General features: G+C 35.3%; 24 protein-coding genes and 1 riboswitch. Of the genes, 7 read left to right on the top strand and 17 right to left on the bottom strand.

Annotation, left to right across the window (positions count from 1 at the left end):
* Positions 1-132: 132 nt before the first annotated feature.
* The gene (locus D8M03_RS14350; protein ID WP_121215517.1) at positions 133-609 is read right to left on the bottom strand and encodes a GNAT family N-acetyltransferase; all 477 of its coding nucleotides are present in this window, start codon (positions 607-609) and stop codon (positions 133-135) included.
* Between the two features lie 135 nt (positions 610-744).
* On the opposite strand from D8M03_RS14350, the gene D8M03_RS14355 reads away from it, so the two are divergent.
* Positions 745-1,431, top strand: coding sequence for a Dph6-related ATP pyrophosphatase (locus D8M03_RS14355; RefSeq protein ID WP_121215518.1), 687 nt, complete (start codon positions 745-747; stop codon positions 1,429-1,431).
* Between the two features lie 144 nt (positions 1,432-1,575).
* Entirely contained in the window at positions 1,576-2,976 is a 1,401-nt protein-coding gene (locus tag D8M03_RS14360) for a hypothetical protein (RefSeq protein ID WP_121215519.1), read from the top strand.
* A gap of 378 nt (positions 2,977-3,354) precedes the next feature.
* Here the strand turns inward: D8M03_RS14360 and metA are convergent, their stop codons facing one another.
* The 9 genes from metA to D8M03_RS14405 form a co-directional block, all read right to left on the bottom strand.
* Complete coding sequence (metA, locus tag D8M03_RS14365) at positions 3,355-4,293, bottom strand: homoserine O-acetyltransferase MetA (RefSeq protein WP_121215520.1); 939 nt, start codon at positions 4,291-4,293, stop codon at positions 3,355-3,357.
* 85 nt (positions 4,294-4,378) lie between these two features.
* Positions 4,379-4,489: riboswitch (SAM riboswitch) on the bottom strand.
* A 54-nt stretch (positions 4,490-4,543) separates the two neighbouring features.
* Complete coding sequence (locus D8M03_RS14370; RefSeq protein WP_121215521.1) at positions 4,544-5,302, bottom strand: hypothetical protein; 759 nt, start codon at positions 5,300-5,302, stop codon at positions 4,544-4,546.
* Between the two features lie 18 nt (positions 5,303-5,320).
* A complete protein-coding gene (locus tag D8M03_RS14375; protein ID WP_121215522.1) occupies positions 5,321-9,091 on the bottom strand; it encodes an AAA domain-containing protein in 3,771 nt (1,256 codons plus the stop codon).
* Between the two features lie 188 nt (positions 9,092-9,279).
* A complete protein-coding gene (locus D8M03_RS14380; RefSeq protein ID WP_121215523.1) occupies positions 9,280-9,705 on the bottom strand; it encodes an acyl-CoA thioesterase in 426 nt (141 codons plus the stop codon).
* Between the two features lie 101 nt (positions 9,706-9,806).
* Positions 9,807-10,172: a YhjD family protein gene (locus D8M03_RS14385; RefSeq protein WP_121215524.1), complete on the bottom strand. Its 366-nt coding sequence runs from the start codon at positions 10,170-10,172 to the stop codon at positions 9,807-9,809.
* Positions 10,169-10,390, bottom strand: coding sequence for a transcriptional regulator (locus D8M03_RS14390; protein WP_121215525.1), 222 nt, complete (start codon positions 10,388-10,390; stop codon positions 10,169-10,171). Before D8M03_RS14390 ends, D8M03_RS14385 begins: the two co-directional genes overlap by 4 nt.
* A 104-nt stretch (positions 10,391-10,494) precedes the next feature.
* A complete protein-coding gene (locus D8M03_RS14395; RefSeq protein WP_121215526.1) occupies positions 10,495-10,863 on the bottom strand; it encodes a hypothetical protein in 369 nt (122 codons plus the stop codon).
* A gap of 183 nt (positions 10,864-11,046) precedes the next feature.
* Positions 11,047-11,862: a lipid II flippase Amj family protein gene (locus tag D8M03_RS14400; RefSeq protein WP_121215527.1), complete on the bottom strand. Its 816-nt coding sequence runs from the start codon at positions 11,860-11,862 to the stop codon at positions 11,047-11,049.
* 117 nt (positions 11,863-11,979) lie between these two features.
* On the bottom strand, positions 11,980-12,288 hold the full coding sequence (locus tag D8M03_RS14405; protein ID WP_121215528.1) for a hypothetical protein: 309 nt from the start codon (positions 12,286-12,288) through the stop codon (positions 11,980-11,982).
* A 75-nt stretch (positions 12,289-12,363) separates the two neighbouring features.
* On the opposite strand from D8M03_RS14405, the gene D8M03_RS14410 reads away from it, so the two are divergent.
* A complete protein-coding gene (locus D8M03_RS14410; RefSeq protein ID WP_121215529.1) occupies positions 12,364-12,633 on the top strand; it encodes a hypothetical protein in 270 nt (89 codons plus the stop codon).
* Positions 12,634-12,791: 158 nt separating this feature from the next.
* Here D8M03_RS14410 and D8M03_RS14415 read toward each other — a convergent pair whose 3' ends face one another.
* Both D8M03_RS14415 and D8M03_RS14420 read right to left on the bottom strand, forming a co-directional pair.
* Positions 12,792-13,541, bottom strand: a complete 750-nt coding sequence (locus tag D8M03_RS14415) for a DUF4085 family protein (protein WP_121215530.1) — start codon at positions 13,539-13,541, stop codon at positions 12,792-12,794.
* Positions 13,542-13,785: 244 nt separating this feature from the next.
* The gene (locus D8M03_RS14420; RefSeq protein WP_245987617.1) at positions 13,786-14,553 is read right to left on the bottom strand and encodes an MBL fold metallo-hydrolase; all 768 of its coding nucleotides are present in this window, start codon (positions 14,551-14,553) and stop codon (positions 13,786-13,788) included.
* Positions 14,554-15,067: 514 nt separating this feature from the next.
* Here D8M03_RS14420 and D8M03_RS14425 point away from each other — a divergent pair.
* Both D8M03_RS14425 and D8M03_RS14430 read left to right on the top strand, forming a co-directional pair.
* Positions 15,068-15,820 carry an SDR family oxidoreductase gene (locus D8M03_RS14425; protein ID WP_121215531.1) on the top strand — a complete coding sequence of 251 codons (753 nt, stop codon included), beginning with the start codon at positions 15,068-15,070 and terminating at the stop codon, positions 15,818-15,820.
* 65 nt (positions 15,821-15,885) lie between these two features.
* Positions 15,886-16,131, top strand: coding sequence for a hypothetical protein (locus D8M03_RS14430; protein ID WP_121215532.1), 246 nt, complete (start codon positions 15,886-15,888; stop codon positions 16,129-16,131).
* 58 nt (positions 16,132-16,189) lie between these two features.
* Here D8M03_RS14430 and D8M03_RS14435 read toward each other — a convergent pair whose 3' ends face one another.
* The 4 genes from D8M03_RS14435 to D8M03_RS14450 form a co-directional block, all read right to left on the bottom strand.
* Positions 16,190-16,660, bottom strand: coding sequence for a peptide-methionine (S)-S-oxide reductase (locus tag D8M03_RS14435; RefSeq protein WP_121215533.1), 471 nt, complete (start codon positions 16,658-16,660; stop codon positions 16,190-16,192).
* A gap of 60 nt (positions 16,661-16,720) precedes the next feature.
* Positions 16,721-17,287 carry a peptide deformylase gene (gene def / locus D8M03_RS14440; RefSeq protein ID WP_121215534.1) on the bottom strand — a complete coding sequence of 189 codons (567 nt, stop codon included), beginning with the start codon at positions 17,285-17,287 and terminating at the stop codon, positions 16,721-16,723.
* Positions 17,280-17,471, bottom strand: coding sequence for a helix-turn-helix transcriptional regulator (locus tag D8M03_RS14445; RefSeq protein ID WP_121215535.1), 192 nt, complete (start codon positions 17,469-17,471; stop codon positions 17,280-17,282). The genes def and D8M03_RS14445 overlap by 8 nt, the downstream gene beginning before the upstream one ends.
* A 131-nt stretch (positions 17,472-17,602) precedes the next feature.
* Positions 17,603-18,082 (bottom strand): GyrI-like domain-containing protein, encoded by a 480-nt coding sequence (locus D8M03_RS14450; RefSeq protein WP_121215536.1) that lies wholly within the window; start codon positions 18,080-18,082, stop codon positions 17,603-17,605.
* A gap of 96 nt (positions 18,083-18,178) precedes the next feature.
* Here D8M03_RS14450 and D8M03_RS14455 point away from each other — a divergent pair, with 96 nt between their 5' ends.
* Positions 18,179-19,135, top strand: coding sequence for a helix-turn-helix transcriptional regulator (locus D8M03_RS14455; protein ID WP_121215537.1), 957 nt, complete (start codon positions 18,179-18,181; stop codon positions 19,133-19,135).
* 10 nt (positions 19,136-19,145) lie between these two features.
* On the opposite strand, the gene D8M03_RS14460 is transcribed toward D8M03_RS14455, so the two are convergent.
* Positions 19,146-20,087, bottom strand: a complete 942-nt coding sequence (locus tag D8M03_RS14460; RefSeq protein WP_121215538.1) for a sensor domain-containing diguanylate cyclase — start codon at positions 20,085-20,087, stop codon at positions 19,146-19,148.
* A 432-nt stretch (positions 20,088-20,519) separates the two neighbouring features.
* Between D8M03_RS14460 and D8M03_RS14465 the strand changes: the two genes are divergently transcribed.
* The gene (locus D8M03_RS14465; RefSeq protein WP_121215539.1) at positions 20,520-22,133 is read left to right on the top strand and encodes an MFS transporter; all 1,614 of its coding nucleotides are present in this window, start codon (positions 20,520-20,522) and stop codon (positions 22,131-22,133) included.
* The last annotated feature ends 153 nt before the right edge of the window (positions 22,134-22,286 follow it).

Below are 22,286 nucleotides of genomic sequence, written 5' to 3' on the forward strand. Positions count from 1 at the left end.
CAAAAATATGGGCGCAACCTTTTCGGAATGTTTGTCAAGAGCGATTGTCCCCTCGTTCGGAGAGTACTTATCGCCCAATACCTTGTGCTTTTCAATTTTTCATAGAAGTTTTGACACTACCTATAGTTTTTGTTAATTGAATCTAAACTCCATTTTTCTACTCTTTGTTGTCATTCCAATAGACTGATAAAATTCAATAGCATTTTGATTGTTCTCTAATACGTTTAATTCAATGCTGTCAGCGTTCAGATTTTTCCCAAAATCAAAAGCATATTTCATCATACGTTTTCCGATTCCCTTCTTTTGATGTGCTGTTGCAGTACATATGCTGTTTATTAATAATATCTTTCTTTCGTTCACAAAGGGATTTTCAGCAATATTTACTTCCTCCATTACGATAACCCCAACTATTTCTTTTTCGATGGTAGCCACAAAAATGTGTTGTTTCTCATCAGCTAGTTGGCTATTAAAAGTTTCTTGAGTTACTGGAGTAGAATTTTCTTTATATAAATCTGGTCTTTCACTTACATGTAATTCATGAACTTGCCTGAATAAAAACGATACTGATTCGTAATCCTCTTTCGTTGCCTTCCGAATAGAAAATTCCATAGTTGCCTTCCTTTCACGGAGAATTTCACTTCTGTACCTTATTTGCAATTTTTTAAGACTATTTTTATTATAGCCTATCAGTAAGGACCAATTATGATAAAATCTCTATAAAAATAGTAAAGGGGCGAAATTGAAATGGCCGAATTAAAGGACTGGAAAACGAATGCATGCGGGCAAAAATTTATCGCTTCTTATAGTGGCGGTAAAGATAGTAGCTTAGCTTTGTTTAAAGCGATGAAAGTTGGAGAAGCGGTTGGTCTCATCGTCATGTTAGAAGAAGAAGGCAAACGTTCTCGCTCTCATGGAATGCCCCCAGAACTCATACATGCACAAGCGAAATCAATCGGCTTACCCGTCTATTCTGCTGCTGCAAGTTGGGCAGATTATGAAAATCAATTTATTAATCTTTTAGAAAAAGCTAAATATGCTGGAGCAGACGTATTAGTAACTGGGGACTTAGATATGCCTGCAGAAGACTGTTGGCATGAAAAAGTAACGAATCAAGTAGGATTAAAGCTTGAAATGCCTTTATGGCAAATGAATCATCACGATGTCGTGAAAGAATTCATTGATTTAGGATTTGTCACGGTGATTGTCACTGTTAATTTATCCCTTGGGATGCGGAAAGATGATTTAGGCAGAACGTTAACCCATGAATACGTGAAAGAGCTTGAATCACGCGGTATTGATCCGTGTGGTGAAGGTGGAGAATTCCATACAACCGTGATTGATGGACCCATTTTTAAACAACCAATATCAGTGCGAAAAGGTGAAATTTATAAGGATGGAGAATATGCATTTTTACCATTAGAGCTCGAATAATAATTAAGCGTGTCTTGAGAAATAAATCAAAACTCGCTTTTTTATTTTCAGTTAAAAAAATATATCCATCAAAATACCCTGAGCACACACCTATTAGACATATGCCTCATATTCTATGCGTAAAAGAAATGAGGGAGAAAAAGTATGGGTGCATTAGGTGTTGATTTGTCGGCGCTGCATTGGATTTATGTTGTGTTTATTGTGTTAATCATCGGATTTATGGTGAAACGTCGTGATACAACGTTAATTTGTATCATTGGGATCTTCATGCTAGCGATTGTGGCAACAGGCGATCTCACGGCTTCCATCAGTGGCGTCTTTAATAGCTTTATATACGCTATCACCGAACTATTGTCGACAATTTTGATTATTTCCATCATCGTTGCGATGAGCCGGGTGTTATTGAAAACGGGTATCAATGAAGTCATGGTTTCACCGTTTACAAAAATCATTAAAAACCCTACTCTTGCCTACTGGACAATTGGTATTTTAATGATGGTCATATCTTGGTTCTTCTGGCCTTCTCCAGCTGTGGCGTTATTAGGGGCAGTGTTATTACCGGTTGCCATTCGAGCGGGGCTTCCGGCACTTGGGGTTGCCATGGCGATGAACTTATTTGGTCATGGGATCGCGTTATCTGGGGACTTTATTATCCAAGGTGCTCCAAAATTAACGGCAGATGCTGCAGGAATTCCAGTTGCTGATGTTATTTCTGCCAGTGTTCCACTTGTTATTGTGATGGGTGTTGTAACAACAATTGTGGCATTCATATTCTTACGCCGTGACATGAAACGTGGAAAAATGGAAATGGTCGGTACTTTTGGTGAAAAAGTTGTTGAAGACGTTAATGAAAATTTACTCACATTAGGACAACGTAAGTTTTTTGCGATCTTAATTCCAGTTGCCTTTATTATTGACGTTGTGGCGATGTCGATGTTTGATTTAACAGGCGGCGATGCAACAGCACTTGTCGGAGGAACTACAGTCTTTATCCTACTATTATTAGCAGTCTTTGCACATAAAAATGACGGTCTTGAGAAAACAACGAGCTATTTAATAGAAGGATTCCAATTTGGATTTAAAGTGTTTGGTCCAGTTATTCCAATTGCCGCATTTTTCTATTTAGGGGATTCTGGTTTCACGAAAATTATTGGTGAATATTTACCAGCTGCTTCACAAGGAATTGTAAACGACTTAGGTATTGCTTTAGCAGCAATTGTACCGTTAACAGCTGAAATTGCAGCGGTTACATTAACGAGTGTTGGTGCGATTACCGGTTTAGACGGCTCAGGCTTCTCTGGGATTACATTAGCCGGTTCCATTGCGAATTTATTCGGAACAGCGCTTGGTGAAGGTACTGCTACACTAACGGCACTTGGGCAAATAGCGGCAATCTGGGTTGGTGGAGGTACATTAGTTCCTTGGGCATTAATTCCAGCTGCAGCGATTTGTAATGTCAGTCCATTTGAGTTAGCACGTCGAAACTTCATCCCTGTCGTCATTGGTCTAGTTGTCACGACGATTGTTGCGATGTTTATTTTATAAAAAGTAAAACGCTTGGAAGATTAACTCTCCAAGCGTTTTTGTATTTACTGTGAATTCCATGCTACTTCAATTGGTAAGGAACTTATTTGCTAAGTGGTCGAAAACTCGTTCTATCTGGACGAGTCTGCACATTATATGGACGAAATCTTATTCTATCTGGACAAATCTGCACGTTATGTGGACGAAATCTTATTCTATCTGGACAAATCTGCACGTTATGTGGACGAAATCTTATTCTATCTGGACGAATCCGCACTTTATGCAGACGAATCCATCCGCCTTCTGGACGAACTTTTCAATTTAAAAAGCTAGGCATCAGAGCTGTCCCCAAATGCCTAGCTTAGAATTTTATAAAATTTCAGAATTTAAAGGGTACCATTAAATATGGAATTCGATGCTGTCGTCTACGAAATGCCATTCGTATGGTGTTTCTTGGTATACGTAATAGTTTAACCAATTGTAGAACAGTAAGTGCGAATGCGCGCGCCATGTATTTTTCGGCGTTTGGCTTGGGTCATTATTCGGGAAGTAGTTCACCGGCATGTCTACTGGTTCACCTTTCGCCACATCTCGTTCGTATTCATCAGCCAATGTTGTTGCGTCATATTCTAGGTGACCTGTAATCATAATATGTTTAGTATCCTTTGATTGAATAATAAACGGACCCGCTTCTTCTGAATAGCTTAGTAAGCGTAAATCTGGATGTTCGCGTACTTCATCAAGGGATACAGACGTGTGACGTGAGTGTGGAGCGACATATTCATCGCTAAATCCGCGCACTAAGTCCACAGTTAAATCTGTAATCACATGTGAGTAGATGCCCGAACATTTTTTCGGCAATTCAAATTTACCAATATTAAAATGATGATAAAGTGCCGCTTGAGCACCCCAACAGATATACATACACGAGGTAACATTCACTTTTGCCCAATCCATAATCGTTGTTACTTCTTCCCAGTAGTTAACTGCTTCAAACTCCATTCGTTCGACAGGGGCACCAGTAATAATCATTCCATCAAAACGACGGTGTTTAATTTCATCAAATGTATTATAAAAAGTGTCTAAATGCGACTTTGACACGTTTTTAGATGCGTAAGTTGCAGTGTTTAAAAACGTTACATTCGTTTGTAGTGGTGTATTACCTAATAATCGTAAAAGTTGAAGTTCAGTTTTCTCTTTTTCTGGCATTAAATTTAACACTAAAATATTTAATGGTCGGATTTGTTGTGTTTTGGCACGGTCTTCTTCCATGACGAAAATTTTCTCTTGTCTTAATTTTTCGCCTGCCGGTAAATTTTTCGGTATATTAATAGGCATTAAACGTTCCCCCAATTCTTTTCATCTCAAAATAAAAACCCCTCATTCCAGCATGAGAATGAGAGGGAATAATTTATATGCCGCACTCTTATCTCCCAAGACAATATTGTCTTGCTGGAATTAGCACCTTTCTAACCGATGTTAGAGGTTGCTGAAGCTTCATTGGGCCATTTCCCTCTGCTTCTCTTGATAAGATAGATGAAATTAATGTAATACTAACATGATGATGAAATATTTGCAATATTCTATTTTACTTTTTTGATAGGAATCTTTCTTTCCAGGAAGATTTTTCCTTTTCTTCAATTTGATGTTGCAAAGTCGGATCCCAATTATTTGTTAGAGTATTCCAAACGCGGGATGTGAATTGCTCTTTCTCTTCATCAAAAAGAATAAATTCGATACATGGCACATCATTAACTTGAATATCTTCAAAAGATTCAATAGAAGTGATAACCAATTTTGATTCTTCTTCCTCATCTTCATCCATTTGAAGTAATCGCAATTCTTCTACGAGCTTATCGTTATCAACTTGAATCTCCTCCACTTGTACGTGATATCGGTACATATCTTCCGGAAAATCCTCAAAGTCGAGAACTGCTTCAATTTCACCGTGTAGGAAAGTTTGATGCGTTGGGCTATACAACGTTTCTTTTGATGTAATTTCTTGGTCTTCTTCAAACACACCACTAGTCAATTGTTTTAACCCTTTTTCCGTTAATTGAAAATGATCTTCCTTTGTTATTAATCCAGTTTTGTGCATCTTGGACAATAAATCTTGAATAAATAATTCTTCTACTAATAATATTTCACTTAACTGTTCGGCTTTTTTGAACTTTGCTTTTTGCAATGAAAATAAAAGCATTCTCATTAAAATATCCATTTTTGTTCGGACAATTGGTTTGTATGCAATGTTTACCGTATGAACGGGAACACACCAAATAGCCGTTTCCAAAATGGTTGCTTTATGAAATTGTTCGGATAGTTTTTGTTGGAGTGCTTGGAGTTCCATCATTTCGTCCTTTCAAAACTAAGAAGTTAGTTCCTTTACATTGCGGTAGCCGTCTTGAGATTTTACAACAGATAGTAAGTTACTATACATGTTGCGTGTTTGCTCTTTCTTCGGTCGTTTTGTAAACATATCAACACTACCAATAAGTACAAGCAGCTCCCGCGCACGTGATAAGGCAACATTGAGACGGCGATAATCTTTTGCAAAGCCGATTTCCCCATTTTTATTGTCATTGTTACGGACCATACTCACTAAAATAACGTCCATTTCCATACCTTGGAATTTATCGACAGAACCTGTACGAATGTGTAAATGCGGTAAATGAAGTTCATGTTCGATCATTCGATTAATGCGCTTTACCTGCACCGCATAGAAACTAATAACCCCCACTGATTTACGTTCATCTTCCGGAATTAGCCCTTGTTTTTTGGCAACTTCGGTAGAGTGATTTAGATTCACTAACATGGCGCGGATTGTTTTTAGCTCTTCTTGATTTAATAAACTTGAGCCTTCCTTCATCCGCTCTTCAAAATAGTTAGGCTCATTCGGTAAATCAATCCATAATAGATGGTCACTTCGTTTGATTAGGTTACTTTCTAATTTATGGTCACGTGCTGCATCAGAATCAGGAAGACCACATTTCAACGAGTCTCCTTCATGTTCATAAAACGGCGCGATCGTTTTCATAATATTTTCATGCATGCGATATTGAATCGCGAGCATTTTTTTATTTGATGACGGTAAGTTTTTATAAAGACGTTCGAATAAAGATTCTTCCAGTAATTTTTCCAGCTCACGTTTTTCTTCAAACGTATTACTTTCTTTTATTACAGTTTCTAATGTTTCCTCGAATGTATCATCCCCAATTAATGGTGGTAGTTGGTGATGGTCTCCTACTAAAACAATCTTCTTTCCTTTTAACATCGGAAGTAATAATTCAGGTGGTGTTGCTTTGGATACCTCATCGATAATCACTATGTCAAAAATCGGATAATTGTCCATAAACTCTTTGTTTGCTGATGCCACACACGTAGTACCGATAACATTGGCGTGCTTAACATAAAGTTTTCGGATTTCGTCTAAATCGTGTTCTGTTGCTTCGTCTAACAAGCCTTTCCACTCCACTTGAAGCTCTTGAGTGATTGGCAGCATTTCAATTTTCATATTTAACTTTTCAATTTGTTCTTCTATTGCTACAATCTTTTCCTTTGTTTTTTCTAGTTCAGACTCTGGATTTTGCTTCGTAATTTGTTCTAGTTGTTGTACATCCTTTTCAAACTGAATGCCTTTAGAATTCAACTCTTTTAACTGATTTATCATGTCTTTTAAAACAGATTCCCCATTCAAAATTTCCAAATCAACACGTTTTTGCTCTTCTTGTTTATTTTGTAGTTGTGATTCAATGTCCGTTTGTTTTGATTTTGTTTCTTCTAATTCTGCTATTTCAGTTTGAAGTAAATGACATACAGATTGAAGCTCTTCAATCGATGGCACAACGGAGACATCACCCACATTAAGTTTGATGGAGTCAAGCTGTTCTTTTAATTGGGAAGCGTTTAGTTGTAAATTTGCTTTTATAATATTTAAACCATCGATGGTAGATTGCTCAACTCCTGTTTGCATCAGAATCTGTTCAATCACTTCTTCTTTAATTTTCGTAAACACAATAACAGATTCATTAATTAAGGCTTTGTAACGTTGAGAGAGTTGAGCTAGGAACATTTTTCTTGAATAAAGCCCTTCAATAGAACGGGTACCATTAAATGCATTAATCTTTTTTTGAGCAAAGGCTTTACTTAATTCCGTTAAAAATTCATTTACTTCTTGTAGTGAATAATGTTGGTTTGGTGGCAAATTTGAAGCTTGAATTTGAATGCCAAGAGTTTTATGACTATATTCAATTGCCTTTTCAAGCCTAGCTGAAATATCTTTTAACGGTTTGAACTGTTCAATTTGGCCATGTAACTTTTCCATGTCAGAGAATAATTGACTTAGCACGTAGCCTCTTCGAATTTCTTGCTGCACAATAAATTCTTCAATATCATAAATCTTTTTAAAGGATTTAACTTTTTCTATTGTGCTTGAAATCTCATTTGTTTTGGCGTTGATTTGTTCTAATTGGTTATTTACGTTCGTAATTTCGTTTTCGAGCTTTTGTAATTGTGTTTCAGCATCTACATAACGAATGAGTTGCTTTGATCGGGATAATTTTTCTTGGGCTGTTAGAATATCCTCATTAATTTCCTTAGATGGACGAACTAGTTTCGTTAGTTCTTCGATTTTAGCGTCGATTTTTTCTTTGGAAGTACGAAGTTTTTCAAGGGTTTCCTCTGTTTTTTCACGCTCTTTTTTAAGAGGAATAATTTGTTTTTTTAGCTCTGCAATTTCAGCAGTGGTTTTTTCTAATTGCTCTTTTGCTTGTTGTTTTTTAAAAATTTCCTGTTGTAATTGTTGCTCATTTTCTTTTAAAGCTTCAATTTCTTTTGTCGCAACATGGATTTCTTGTTGAAGTTGCTCTTCCTTTGTTTGATGCTGTTTGATTTCATTTGTAATGGCGTCATAGGTTTGTTCTTTCCAATAATCTGCCACATTTTCTTCTATAAACTTTTTTCCTTCTTCTTCAATGCTTTCTGTACGGCCATAACGTAAAATTCGAATATCTTTATTGGATAAAAGTCTACCTAATGCATTATCAACCGCTAAGTTTGATTGAGAAGCAATTAGCGTTTTTAAACCGGCCTTTGCATTTTGGTAACAGATTTCAGAGATTACAGTCGTCTTTCCTGTACCTGGTGGACCTTGGATAACATATAAATCTTCCGCGCTGATCGCACCAGTTACTGCAGCACGCTGATATTCATTTAAATTATTATAAAAATCCAGTTCAACATCTTTTTTTCGTTCAGCTATCGTTGGTTGATCTTCAAATAAGATATTTTCTAAATTGACATTGGCTGCTAAACCTTCTTTGAGACGATCAAAGCCTTTTAATAAACGGTTCAACTGAGATTTTGTGGAAGCATTGCTAAACGTAATATATTCTGAAGTAAAGTCAAACTCGTTATTTCGGAATAATCTTGATAATTTTGCATTCAATTCAATCTCGACAGTACGGTCTTGTCGATTTATTTTAGTAACTTCCCCAATTTCTCGCGGATAGCCTTTCACATAAGCACTTAAACCTTTTAACTGTTTCCACTCTTTATCATCGATTCCATTACAACGAAGGGTTACTTTTGAATAGTCTTCATTAAAATAGCTAGAAGTAAATGTTGCATCAATATCATCAATGCTTGCGTTTTTATATAAAACTTTTAAATAACCTTCCCAACTGGAAATTCGTTTGTTCACATAGTCAAAACGTTCCTGAGCGACTGGAAGCTGTGCAATGGTGGTAATGAATTTTTCTGGGTATGTATGTCCGTTAATACGCGATGGGACTAAATGAATTCGCATTCGTTCACGGCGATTGGTGACAACGGGTGTATTGGTACCCCGAGTTCGGAAACTTTTTGCCACTAAGCCATTTTTTAAGTCAAAAATACAATCCATAATAACAACACGACCACCAAACTTTTTATTTAGATTGGTGTTTCGTTTGTTATCGAAATATAAAGTTAAGGAGATGGAGGTTTGCTCGATGGATTGTTTTTCGATATAAACATCAAAAGGATTTTGTAATTTGAAAAAGGCGTGTTCATCTTGAAAATGTTCTTTCAAAGCTTGTCTTGCCGTATTCGTTAAGACAATAAAACATTTTACAGATTCAAGAGCGATTTTTTGTACCATGAACACACCTCACTTTCCTTCAAATTTATTCACAAACGTCATTATAACAAGATACGTTCATTGATGGTAGTTTCAAAAACGGTAATCGCACTGCTTAGCTCTTGGAAGTAACCTCTAGGGGCTGAGTGCAAATACGATATATATTAACAAAATAAAACAGACTAGCTAAGCTAGCCTGAGTTGGTGAATTAGTTTTGTGTACGAGCAATTTGTAAGTATTTAGCATCCCACTCAGGATCTATTTTACTTAATGGTGTTGGTCGAAAAGTATCCTTATTCACTAAAGTATGTAAAGTTGTTCCTGTTGCTGCTACAGAGCCGTCTTCATGAAGGATTTCATAACCGTATGTTGTACGCAGTTTTGAATGGCTCTCAATCCATGTACGCACCGTTGCAACTTGCCCATAACGCATAGCTTTTTTATACTGGACAGATACATCTAATACAGGTGCAAGATACCCTTGCTCTTCTAATCCCGCATAATTATAACCTAGATCAGAAATTAGTTTTGTGCGTCCAATTTCCATCCATACTAAATAATTCGCATGATAAACAACACCCATTTGGTCTGTTTCAGCATAACGAATTTCGATTTGTTTTTCACTGACAAACATTGTATCACCTCTAGCACTCATTATACCGTAAAAACAAGTAATTTCATGGGTTTTGATTTTTTAAATTTTGGTGACGTACAATGTTTGCCCTATTCCATTTTTTATTGATTAACTGATTCTACCGTTCTGTACTGTAATCCAAGGAGGCGCTTTACCTCTTCATCTGTCCAATTTCTAAGTGCAATATTACTATATCTTTTTTGATAAACGGCTCCACGCTCAAGGATGTTGTATTCAGTAAACATGTTATCCGATTTTTCTGATTGAACTTTTATCCCGATTTTACCTAGTTCATATTTAACAGCTCTTAAATCTTGCTGCAATTCTTTTATTTTTGCTTCCATCCATAAATTAAATGCGTTTTTCATTTTTAAGTCGTCCAGATGTTTTCTTTCCCGCTCAAGTGTTCGTATTGTCAAATCTAAAATAATTTGTTTGTGGATTTTCTCTGAAATGGCAGCATTCATATGACGTCACGTTCTTTCCGAATAACTGGTTTAAATGCAAGAATGTTTTCAATCGTAAAAGTGCGGTTGGCGTGCCTAGTAAAACAATACGCACGAATAGTATTACCAGTGATTTTAGCTACCTTAATGCGACGTTTTGTGATGACGTTGTTTTGGTCAATGTACATCATATCGATTAATAGGTTCCGTTTTAACACTTTTAATAACTTCTCTTTCACTTTTACCCCTCCACAACCAGAACATTCGTTTGAATATATTATAGAACATTTGTTCGTAATTTACAATAATAAAAAACACCTTCCATAATTGAAAGGTGTTAATATCATAATTTGTTGATTGCGCGCATTCCTTCTAGGATGATTTTTGCATCCGCATTAAGATAGTTTAACGTTTCACTTTTTAAAAGCAGTTGTTCTTTTCCTTTTAAATTTAGTTTAAGTCCACGAATATCTAAACGAGTCGCATAGGTATTGATAACTCTAATGTCATTCAATTCTGATTTGGATAACGGTTTTTCTCCAGAATTCATTTTTTCGATAATAAATTTAAGAATTTCTCGTGCGTTCGTTTTTAGTAAAGAACGTTTCTGTTCAACTAGTTCCAAATTTTCCTCAATATATTTTCTCGCTGTCGTAAAATCCAACTGCTCTACAGATTCGTTAATTTTCGTGATTATATCTCTTACATCCATTGCTAAAGTCCCCCACTCATAATTTTTTATACCTATTTTTATATCGGTACAAAAGAATTATTTATAAGGCTATTTTATTCGATTTTATCAATTTTATGAAGAAAATCTTTTTAGGTTTAGTAATTAGGTCTATATCTCTGATGGACCAAGAAAGTTTGGATGGGTAAAAAGGAATAGTACACACTATATCCACTCTGCAAACCAAGCAACATAATAAGCCGCTGGAATGAATAATACTTGTGCAAATAATGTTCCGACAAATTTTGAACCAACCATTGTGATGGAATAGCTTTTTAAGTAAACATAATCCGTTTGTTTTTTTATTACTCGATCTGCTAAAACAGATGCTTTTGGATCAATAAATAATGTTAAAATTATTGTTGCAATCCCGTTTAGTATTCCTGAAGACATGAGTGCAACTTGAGCATAATCTTCTGGGACGAGCAAAGACGCATATAAAGAAGACAGTATACCTATTGTAATGACAGCTGAAACAATCACATTTAGCACAAATAATCGTTTTGGTATAGTTTCGAGCGTAATATCTTTTAAATATGCGAGCTTAGGCATTCGGATACATGTCAATATTTTTTTAAATCCAAGGAAATTAAATTGTTTGGAAAGCGTTGAAATGACGGACCCTCTTTCAATTGATAATTGAATGATGGCTCTAGAGAATATGTTAATGAAAGTTGGAAATAACAGTATTCCGAGTAATACACCGAGAGAAGTGACAGTTATGAATATTCGATATTGCTCTTCTATAAAAATTAATTTTTTGATTTCAGGTGCTTCGGCAATCAATTTCGCGGTTAATGGTTGTTGAATCATACTAGAAAATCTTGATACAAGTACTAATGTACTAAATAATGAAATGGCCGTAGCGATTAATTTAACCCTTGTCCCAGAGATCCGGGTTGAATATGCTAACGTTTCTATCATCGTAATAATGAGTAAAAATATCGAAATAGCAATTACCTTACCTGTTAGTACCTCCATAGCATCCTCTCCAAATAACATTTTTTTTGAAGACGATATCATTTGGAAGTATGTTCCACTAACTTTTTTGAATATTCAAGGCGCAATTCATTAAGAAATGCGCCTTGTTGTTGGGAGTTATTCCTCCTCTTTCCACTTTCTATAATAATAAAAGGATTCGAGGGATATAAGGAGTATGCAGATTGCAACCAACCATATGTATTTAATTGACATTACATCAAACTGCCAAGCAATCAATAGAAACACAATGAGTACAAATGGAATTCCGCGCAAAGCACCGATGAACCTTCTTCGATAAGATAATTTAAAATGGTTAAAAACTAATCCTTTATCAATTTTTTCAGCATCTTTGGCAAAGAACCACAAGATACCATTCACAATCAACACTGCAAATAATGGAACAAAAATGTTTGATAGGATATTCACAATTCGCCTCCTTTAATAATAGTAAGACCCTTTTTGAAGTAGGTGAAGTCATGAGATCTTTCTATATATTTTGTGTTGTCTGTTCTACTTCTTTCTGCTTGCAACCAAATTTCCACTGCAGAAGAAAATAGACAATATGATGCATATGTTGAAGAAGTAACTTCAAAAACAGAATCCTATTTAAGTATAGAAGAAGTGTTTGATGTTTATATAGAATCATTTATTTCATATGAATTAACAGAACAAGTTGTTGAATTTAAAAATAAAAATCGACTAATATTAAATTCAGTAAAACCAACAATTGAAGAACTTCAAAAAGTAACTGTTCCTGGTAAGAAAAATTAACTAAATATCATGAAGATTTACTGGCCTACTATGAAATACAACAGAAACTTTTTAAAGAGATCTAAAAGTGAAAGAAAAGCAAATGGAAATCGCAAGCTATACAAATCAATTAAACTCTTATTTTAAAGAATAATTGAAAACCTTTTGTCTTTACGCCATTATTCTTTGTTTTGAGCAAAAGAAACATGTTCCGCTTCAATAATAAAGTCAATTAACTCCATATATTGATTTTGGAGTAAAACATGAAACTCGTATTTGTCATCTATTTTATAAACTTCCTCGTACAACCACCATGCTTCGTACAGGGCGGAATCTTGTTTTAATATTTTCATATTTTCAAAGGTAATTTCGTTAATGGCTGTAAAACCACCTGATGTATCAAATTGGATTGTTAAAGAACTACCATTTTGAACGGTTTTTACAACTGTACAATCATGAAAAGCAAAATTTTCTACAATTTCTGGAGTAAAAGATTTGGAAGCATCTTTATAATATTTACTAAAGTTTTCTCCTACGTCTTCTACTATTCTTTTATTTTCCTCGCAGAATTTAGTAACAACGTCTATCACAGTATGACTTGCTTTATTTAACGCAAATACACGTAAATCGGCAATTTCATTTAGAATGTTTTCTGGTAAGCCCTTTTTTATATGCTCATAATTATAAAGGAAGGAATCGAGAAAATTTGCCTCTTCCTTCTCTCTATCAAAAGTTTCGGTATGTCCATGGTTTGTAACTAAATGATGATGTATCTCTTCTTGTAAATCTAACCAACTCTGTAACTCTTTATCATAAACTTGTTGAAAAAAATCTTCTGAGAACTTTTCAGCTTGTTGATCTTCTTCTAAGGAAAAGTGGAAACTAGTTTTCTGACACAGTTCGTACCATTCTTTTGTAAAATATTTCATAATTTACCCTAACTTTCATCTATTTTTACTAATTTTACCACTCTGAGTAGTTAATGCACATACATCCGCATGGTGAGGAAAAGAGACTTAGAAGTAAGATTATTTTATGTTGACCTTTTGTACCATGATCTTCCTATGAAAAATAATGGAATAAAAAGTAGTCCCAGTCGAATTGATTTGTGTAAAGAAAAGCAAAGAAGCACACGATCCTAATGATTTTATCAATTGTATCTCCCCATGCACATTACATCACGGTTTCTCCGATTGCTAAAACTTTTAATTGCTCTTGTGGGAGTTGACGTTTTTCCCATTCCTTTAGTAAACGCTCTAATGCTTCCGGTCCTGTATCATCCGCCAAACGATACGCCCCATAGTGCATCGGAACAAATTGTTTTGCTTTTAGCTCGATAAAAGCCTTCACACTATCTTCAGGAGAAATATGTGATACTGCCATAAACCATTCCGGTTCATAGGCGCCAATAGGCATAAAGACAACATCAATCGTAAAACGTTCAGCGATTTCTTGAAAACCTGTGAAATAACCAGTATCCCCTACAAAATAAAAGGTATCATTCTTAGTTTGGAATATCCAACCACCCCAATGTGAAGTATTCATATCGAAAAGTAATCTTCTAGTCCAATGCTGAGCAGGCACAAAATGAATTTCGATTCCTTTGTATTCTATGGATTCCCACCAACTCATTTCTCTAACATTTTTATACCCTCTTTTGATAAAGAGAGATTTTAATCCAATAGGAACAAAGTAGTGCGGATTTCCTTTAAGTTTTTTTAATGTTGGAAAATCCAAATGATCATAATGACCATGAGAGATGACCACAATATCGATTTCCGGTAATTCTTCAATCGGAATTCCTGGCTCAGTTAATCGCTTCTGAAAGCCCATACGTTTCGCCCATACTGGATCTGTCAATATATTCAGTCCGTTTAGTTGAATTAAAAAGGTAGAATGTCCAACCCATGTATAGGAAGTTTGACTTCGATTTTCCTTAATTTCTTAGAATCGTTTGTTAGAACATTGCGGAATATTTTTTGTCAAATCCTTAACTTTACTACGTCTTTCCTTCTGCCATTTTCGCAATTCACTAAAGGATTTCTTATTCGACACATCATTCAAATTACGATATCTTGTTCTCATCAGCTCACCCTTGGGATTTAAACTTTATTTACTATAAATGTTAATTTCATCTATTATAACATCTACATTAATAAACCATCATCTAGCGTAACTCAATTCCCAATTTCTAATGACCATTGACGCAGTTTAGCTTTTGAAAAGTAGACTTTGGAATGTCCGGATGCTCTTGAAATAATGTTTTTGCATCATCATCATTTTTCGGATCCCCGTTGACTATAGCTTATTTAATGTAACATTCTAAATAAAAGTACAATATCCTACAAAAAATATGTCTTTTACTAATTTGGAAAAATTTGAATTTTTTTTATAGGAAAAGTTCATGCTAAATATGTAACCTTTGTCGGTGAAAGAAAATTAGGAGGGAATCCATATGACTGGAAATATTTTTGAGGGTCGAGTTGTATTAATTACTGGCGCTTCCACGAGTGTTGGTCGTGAAACAGCCCTTGCTTTTGCGAAGCGAGGTGCGAAGGTAGCGATTGGTGATGCAGATGATCGGGCAAATGAAACCGTTGAACTGATTGAAAAAATAGGCGGAGAAGCAGTTTTCTTTAAAACCGATTTAACGAATGGAAAAGAAGTAAAATCCCTTGTTGAACAAACCATAGATAAACTTGGCGGATTAGACCACACTTTTAATCATGCAACAAGCATTTTAAATATCCCAACAAAATTTGCAGATATTGAAGAAGATGAGTTTGAACAAGTGATGGAAGTAGATTTAAAAGGGATTTTCCTTGCAGTAAAATACCAACTTCAATATATGGTTGCCAATGGTGGAGGTACAATTGTCAATATGGCTTCTCTAGCAGGATTAATGGCTGACCCTTATATAGCACCATACGTTGCGGCAAACCATGCAGTTATCGGGTTAACGAAAGCAGCGGCATTTGACTATGCTGAAGATGGCATTCGTGTAAATGCAATCGAACCTGTTTTAACCGAAACATCCGTGACTCAATTATGGAAAGATAATGCGAAAAAACGTTCCTTCCCAATGCCTCGAACAGTTAAACCAGAAGAAATTGCGGATATGGTTATATTCCTTTCCTCTGATGCTGCAAGTTTTTGTAACGGTTTTGTCTATGCAGTGAATCGGACAAATTTCCCGCTCACTTCATGAAATTAACCCAAAGACATAATTGAATCCTCCCCTTCTCATATTAAGTACAGAGGAGGATGATAACATTGTCAATTTTCGATCATCGAAAAAAGAAAAAACAGGCTAGGGCATTAAAAGAAGAAAGTAGAATATCCAATGCCTTTGCTTCATTAAAAGCACAACCTAGTAGTAAAGAAGAAACTGCGAGAGAGTTCCACCCAGCGAAAAACCAAGCAAACAGAATGTCTAATATGATGGCATCCGGTAAGAAACAGGAAGAACCTGCAAACCAAACCGTGATACATGATAATGGAGCAAATCGAAAGAACTAAGAAATAAAAAAAGTCTGTGATACTTTACGAATTGTAAAATTTCACAGACTTTTAGTATCTACTTATACTTATTTAATATCGCTTTTGGAATATGGCAATAATCATTAGGATATTTTGTTAACCGATCTTGATGTTCTTCTGCACTTCTCACATAGTTGGTAAGAGGTAAAACTTCAACAACTATTTGGTCATAGTCTTCTCTTTCTCGAAGAAATGCTTTCGCTTCCTGTAAGTGTTCTTGCTTTTCACTATATACCCCAGTTCGGTATTTCTCCCCAACATCTTCTCCTTGTTTATTCAAGCTATATGGATCGATGATTTCAAAAAAATACTCCATCAGTTCCCTCACTGTTACTACTGTTGGGTCAAACACAGTTTTAACACATTCAGCGTATCCATCATAATCACCCTCAAGTGTATTACTTGTTCCATTCGCTCTTCCCGCTTCAGTTAATGTTACACCTGGTAAAGTTTTAATAAAGGCTTGTACACCCCACAAACATCCGCCTGCAAAATAAATTGTTTCCAACTTGCTCTCCCCCTTATGTACTTCTGCACCTAAAATGGGCACTAAAAATAGCGCCCATACTTAATATAAGCTTTGAATCTCAACATTCTCTGGTAACTTGAATGGGTTTTCTTTATTAATTCTGTCATAGAACATAATTCCATCTAAATGGTCGATTTCATGTTGCATGACAATGGCACCATAACCTTCAAATTTGTAAATCGTTTCTTTCCCATTAATATCAAATGCTTTAACTTTAATTCGTTCATATCTCGGTACAAAACCAGGTACTTCCCTATCTACTGATAGGCACCCTTCACCTTGAGGCAAATAAATCATGTTCATGGAATGGCTAATTATTTTCGGATTAATGAGCATATATTCTTCTTCATTAAACAGTGCTGCAAACATTCGCTTATCTAGACCAATTTGATTGGCGGATAAACCTGAGCCAGGACGTAATTTATACTTCTTTGATAATACTGGATCTTGACTGTTTTTCAAATATTGTAGCATACATATTAAAGCATCTCTGTCTTCACTAGAAACGGGAATATCCACCATTTTCGTTTTCTTGCGCAAAATCGGTGTGCCTTCCTTTACAATATCTTTCATTTTAATCATGTAATCAGGAGTAAACTTACTCATAAATAAACACCTCATCTACTTTTCGATTCAACACTTTAGCAATCTTAAAAGCTAATTCAAGGGTAGGATCATACTTATCGTTTTCAATACAATTAATCGTTTGCCGAACTACGCCACATTCCTTTGCCAAAGCTTCTTGCGTGATTCCTAATTGTTTCCGTAAAATCTTAATAATATTTTTCAAAACAATCACCTTTTTGTCCAATACTTTAGACATTAATCTTATTATATGATTCTAGTATTGTCTAATGTTTTGGACATTTTTATAAAAAAACAGATCTCGATTCAGTCACCGAGATCTGTTTTTTAGAATTTTTAGTTTCGAACTACGGGTATCCACATTTCACCGTATACTTTACCATCTTTTTGCCCCATGATTACCGCTGTATTTGGACCGCCAACATAGGATACTTCCGTTACTTGTCCCAGTACTTGACCAAAAGCCATTCCAGTGAGGACATTTGCTAATTCTTCATCAGAATTCGCTTCGCCTTTTACAACGATGTATTCCCCTTTAGGAAATTCGATTAATCTCGTTGTTTCTGGCAATGATTCCTCTGTCATCACCCCAGCATAATGCATCATTTTGTTATTTACTGCTTCATTCACAACAAAAAGATAGTCATTCGATGCAACAGATTTTAGTTTTTCTAGTGTTCCGTCCTCATTAATCGATTGCCAAAAGTCTGCTTTTTCCTTATTAATCCCAACAAAGTCTGTGTAATGACTTTTAATTTCTGTTCCAATACCTAATACCGTAAAGCTGTTTTTTTCTTCGATTGAATAATTTGCCATGATAACAATCCTCCAAATAAACGTTTTGTTTTCTTCTTACAGAATTTATAATAGCATTAAATAGTGTCAAAAAATGATACTGTTTAGGAGGTCACAATGAAAAAAGTTGAACGAATCAATACAATTATGCGCTATATCAATAATCGCTCCTACTTTACAATATCCGAAATTATGCGGGAATTTAACATTTCACGTTCGACTGCGATTCGTGATATTCGAGAAATTGAAGCAATGGGAATGCCTCTTCAAGCGGAAGTTGGACGAGATGGCGGTTATTTTGTCATGAACAACTCTGTCCTCCCTTCCATTAACTTTACCGATAGTGAAGTGAAAGCCCTTTTTATTGCTTTTATGGCCTCGAGAAATCAACAGCTTCCCTTTTTAAAAAGTCGACAATCGTTAGCTGAGAAAATACTCGGGCTTATCCCAGAAAACCAACAAGAAACCCTCGTTTTATTAAATCAAATCTTACTTTTTGAAGGGACTAATCCGAACAATCCTGATTTACTGGAACTGTCAGACCTCCCTCACCCGATGTTAGAACAGCTTATCCAGCTGATTTTATTGGATAGGCATTTAATGATTACAGTAAATGATGGTAAAGTAAGTAAGTCATATCCCATTTTTCTGCTGCACCTTTATCGTGAAAAAAGCATTTGGCAAATTGAAGGATATGACTTTAAGGAAGAAAAGTTGAGGACATTTCCTGTAGATCAACTAACCAATGTTGAAATATACCCTACGAAAAAAAGAGTTAATAAAAAAATGGTACTGGAAAATCTGAGGAAACAGGAAAGAAAAATCAATCTCATCATTGAATTAGGTCCAAAGGCAATTGCCCAATTTAAAAAATATCATCCTTTTAAATATTCACTTTCCTATACAGATCCATACCAGGCAACTGCCATTTTTAAGACCTATATCAATGTGAATATGCCCGATGAATTAGCGGAAATTACTAATTGGCTACTTTTCTTAGGGGATGATATTAAGTTCCGTGAAGTGCCGGATGAGGTATTGAGAAGTTTACGAGAGAGAATAAATCTATATTAGAAAGCAGTGGCTAGAAAAATGTTGCCACTGCTTTTTTAGATTTCTTATTTTGATACATGATAGCGTCCGCTTCAGCTAATAAGTGTTCCATGACACCATATGAGGAGTTGGAATGTTTATACCCGATGGATAGGTGAATTGGGGAAAATGGTAAATTTCCAGTGACTTGTTTCATGCTTTCCTGGATATTTTTTATAAATTGTTCCACTTGTTGAACACCTGCCTGAGGAATTAGAATAGCAAATTCATCTCCACCAATCCGCGCAATAATCGTCTCTTTTTTCGCTAAAGCTTTTAAACGATTGGCGGCTTCGCGAATTAATTGATCTCCCATTTTGTGTCCATATTTATCATTAACTGGTTTCAGGTCATCTAAATCAGCGACAACCACAGTGATTGGTACATCAAGTTCATTAAATTCATTCAATTTTAATTGGAAATATGCCCAATTGTACATTTCCGTTAATGCATCATGAGTTGAGTTATATTCGAGTTGCCGTTGAATAGCGAGCCTTTCATCGATATCTCGAAAAACTCCTACAATCCCTACAAACTTCCCGTTTCTGTAAACGGGCGTAGCATGTTCCTCGAACCAAATATATTGTCCAAGACGATTTTTAAACCTGACTGTAATCGGTTGATTAAAATCAAGTGTCCCTAGTTTTTTCTTCATCAACGTCTCATAATCGTCTGGATGAACAATCTCAAAAATCAGCTCAGGATTTTTGAGATGACGCTTCAAATTATCAGAACCTATCAATGTTTTAATAGATGGGCTTACATATAGATAGTTTAATTTCGGGTAAGTTTCACAGTAATACAACATATCGCGGATGTTTTCAACTGTTTCAATCATAGGTTTTAGAGAGTCCAATGTTTTTTGTAATTTTACTTTTTGTCTATATTGAAGTAAAAATCCAATCATTAGAATACTACTGAAAACAATCCACATAAAATTCCTACTTTCATCATTCGAATTCAAAATTTTAAAACATGTAAATGATATATATATATTATACCTATTATCTTAATATAATGATAGGCATTTTTTCCTTAATTCACCTTTATTAAGTTGACTATTTGATGTTTTTCACCAAAATATGATTTAGTAGTATCATTTTCTAATTAAATTCCCCTCATTATAATATTCATATTGATTTTAATACAACTCATTTTTTTTAAAGGAAAACTTTTATCGAATCCTACTTTTATCAATCTAATTTTATTAAAATGGTAATATTTATAGAGAAACGTTATATTAATAAAGAATTCTAGCACAAATACTTCGAAAAAATCTCCAAATCTACATTATAATTCAGATGCATATATTTTTTTATTCGAGATAACTCATGTTACTTTGAATAAGGGATGAAGGAGTGAAAAAATGAGTAATAAATCGTCAGGAGGAAGTTGGGCGTTAACGCTGTTTTGTATTGGTGTATTAATGGCAGCTCTTGATAATGGGATTATTAGTGCTGCTCTAACAACAATTAACAGCTCGTTCGATGTTTCTGCCAACTGGGGTGCTTGGGGTGTAACCATTTATACACTTGGCTTAGCCATCAGTATTCCGATTGTTGGTAAAATTTCAGATCGCTACGGTCGAAAAAAATTATTTATTGTAGAAGTTGCGTTATTTGGACTTGGTTCATTGCTAGTTGCGCTTAGCCCTAATTTTGCATTTTATATAGTGGCGCGTTTCATTCAAGCAATGGGCGGTGGTGGTATCTTCATCATCGGTAGTTCCCATGTATTAAGTACCTTCCCAGTTGAAAAACAAGGGAAAGCCCTTGGAATATTAGGTGGGATGAACGGGATTGGCGCTATTTTGGGACCAAACCTTGGTAGTGTCATCTTGGACTTAACAGGAAATTGGCATTATCTTTTCCTTATTAATGTACCGATTGCAGTGGTGTTAATGATTCTAGGAATCTATAAAATTCAAGAAACAAAGGAACCTGCTGTTGGAAAATTAGATTTATTAGGTACAATTCTTTTATCATTAGCTGTTCTAAGTATCATGTACGGTTTAACAAATATTGAAGGTGTTTCATTAATAGATAGCCTTCTAACTCCTGAAGTGTATGGGTTCTTACTAGCAGGTATTGTTTTATTCGCTGTATTAATTGGTTATAATCGTTCATTAGAAAAACGTAATGGAGACCCGATTTTACCAGTAAGTTTACTAGCTCATCCGACTTACTTATTAACTTTACTAGTCGGTGGCTTGTCAGGAGCTTTACTAGCAGCAATGATATATATCCCTGCCTTTACAGAGCAAGTATTAGGCATCGCTGCTGAATCTTCTGGGTATTGGATGACACCTTTAGCATTAGCATCGGGTATTGGTGCAGGCTTCGGTGGCGCGCTCGTTGATAAAAAAGGACCTGTTTTTGCAGTATTTTTATCAGGATTCATTACAGCCATAGGATTTGTGTTATTTCCAACATGGATTGATGTAAAATGGCAATTCATTATTTCTTCCTGTGTGGCTGGTATTGGGATTGGGATTCTATTAGGTGCACCGTTGAACATATTAGCGACAGAACGTCTACAAAAGGATAAAGGATCTGCACTTGCCGGATTATCCCTTGTTCGTCAAATTGGTATGACGATTGCTCCTACGATTTATGCCGGATTTATTGTACGTGGCTTTAATCAAATTCCAAGTCTATTCCAAAGTGATTTTGGTAGCATTTTACAAAAGAAAATGGAAACTGCTAATTTAAGCCCAGAAGCAATGCAAGAATTCCAGCAATTAGCGAGTACTATGTCTGCGAACGGTGCTTCAGCTGATGTTGATTATGAAAAATTAGTCGATCAAATTCAAGATCCAACATTAAAAGATGTGATCCAATCAAGTGTTGATCAAATCACATTAATGGCAGCGCAAGATGGTTATGGTGGATTATTCTATTCTGCTATGGTCATTGCATTAATCATTGTAGTTTTAGCGTTTATTTTAAAACCGATTCGTAATAAAGGCTTGCAAGCTTAATTAGAAAGGAGTTGTCTGAAAAGTCATTTTTGAGACAACTCCTTTCTTACGATTAGTCAAGTATATTTAAGTTATTTCTTTTATTTTAATGAATTAGTTTTAGAAGGGAGGGGTACCCCTCCCTTCTAAAACTAATTTTTTCATGCCGAAAAA

The sequence above is a fragment of the Ureibacillus endophyticus genome, assembly GCF_003628435.1.
GTDB classification, from domain to species: Bacteria; Bacillota; Bacilli; order Bacillales_A; family Planococcaceae; genus Ureibacillus; species Ureibacillus endophyticus.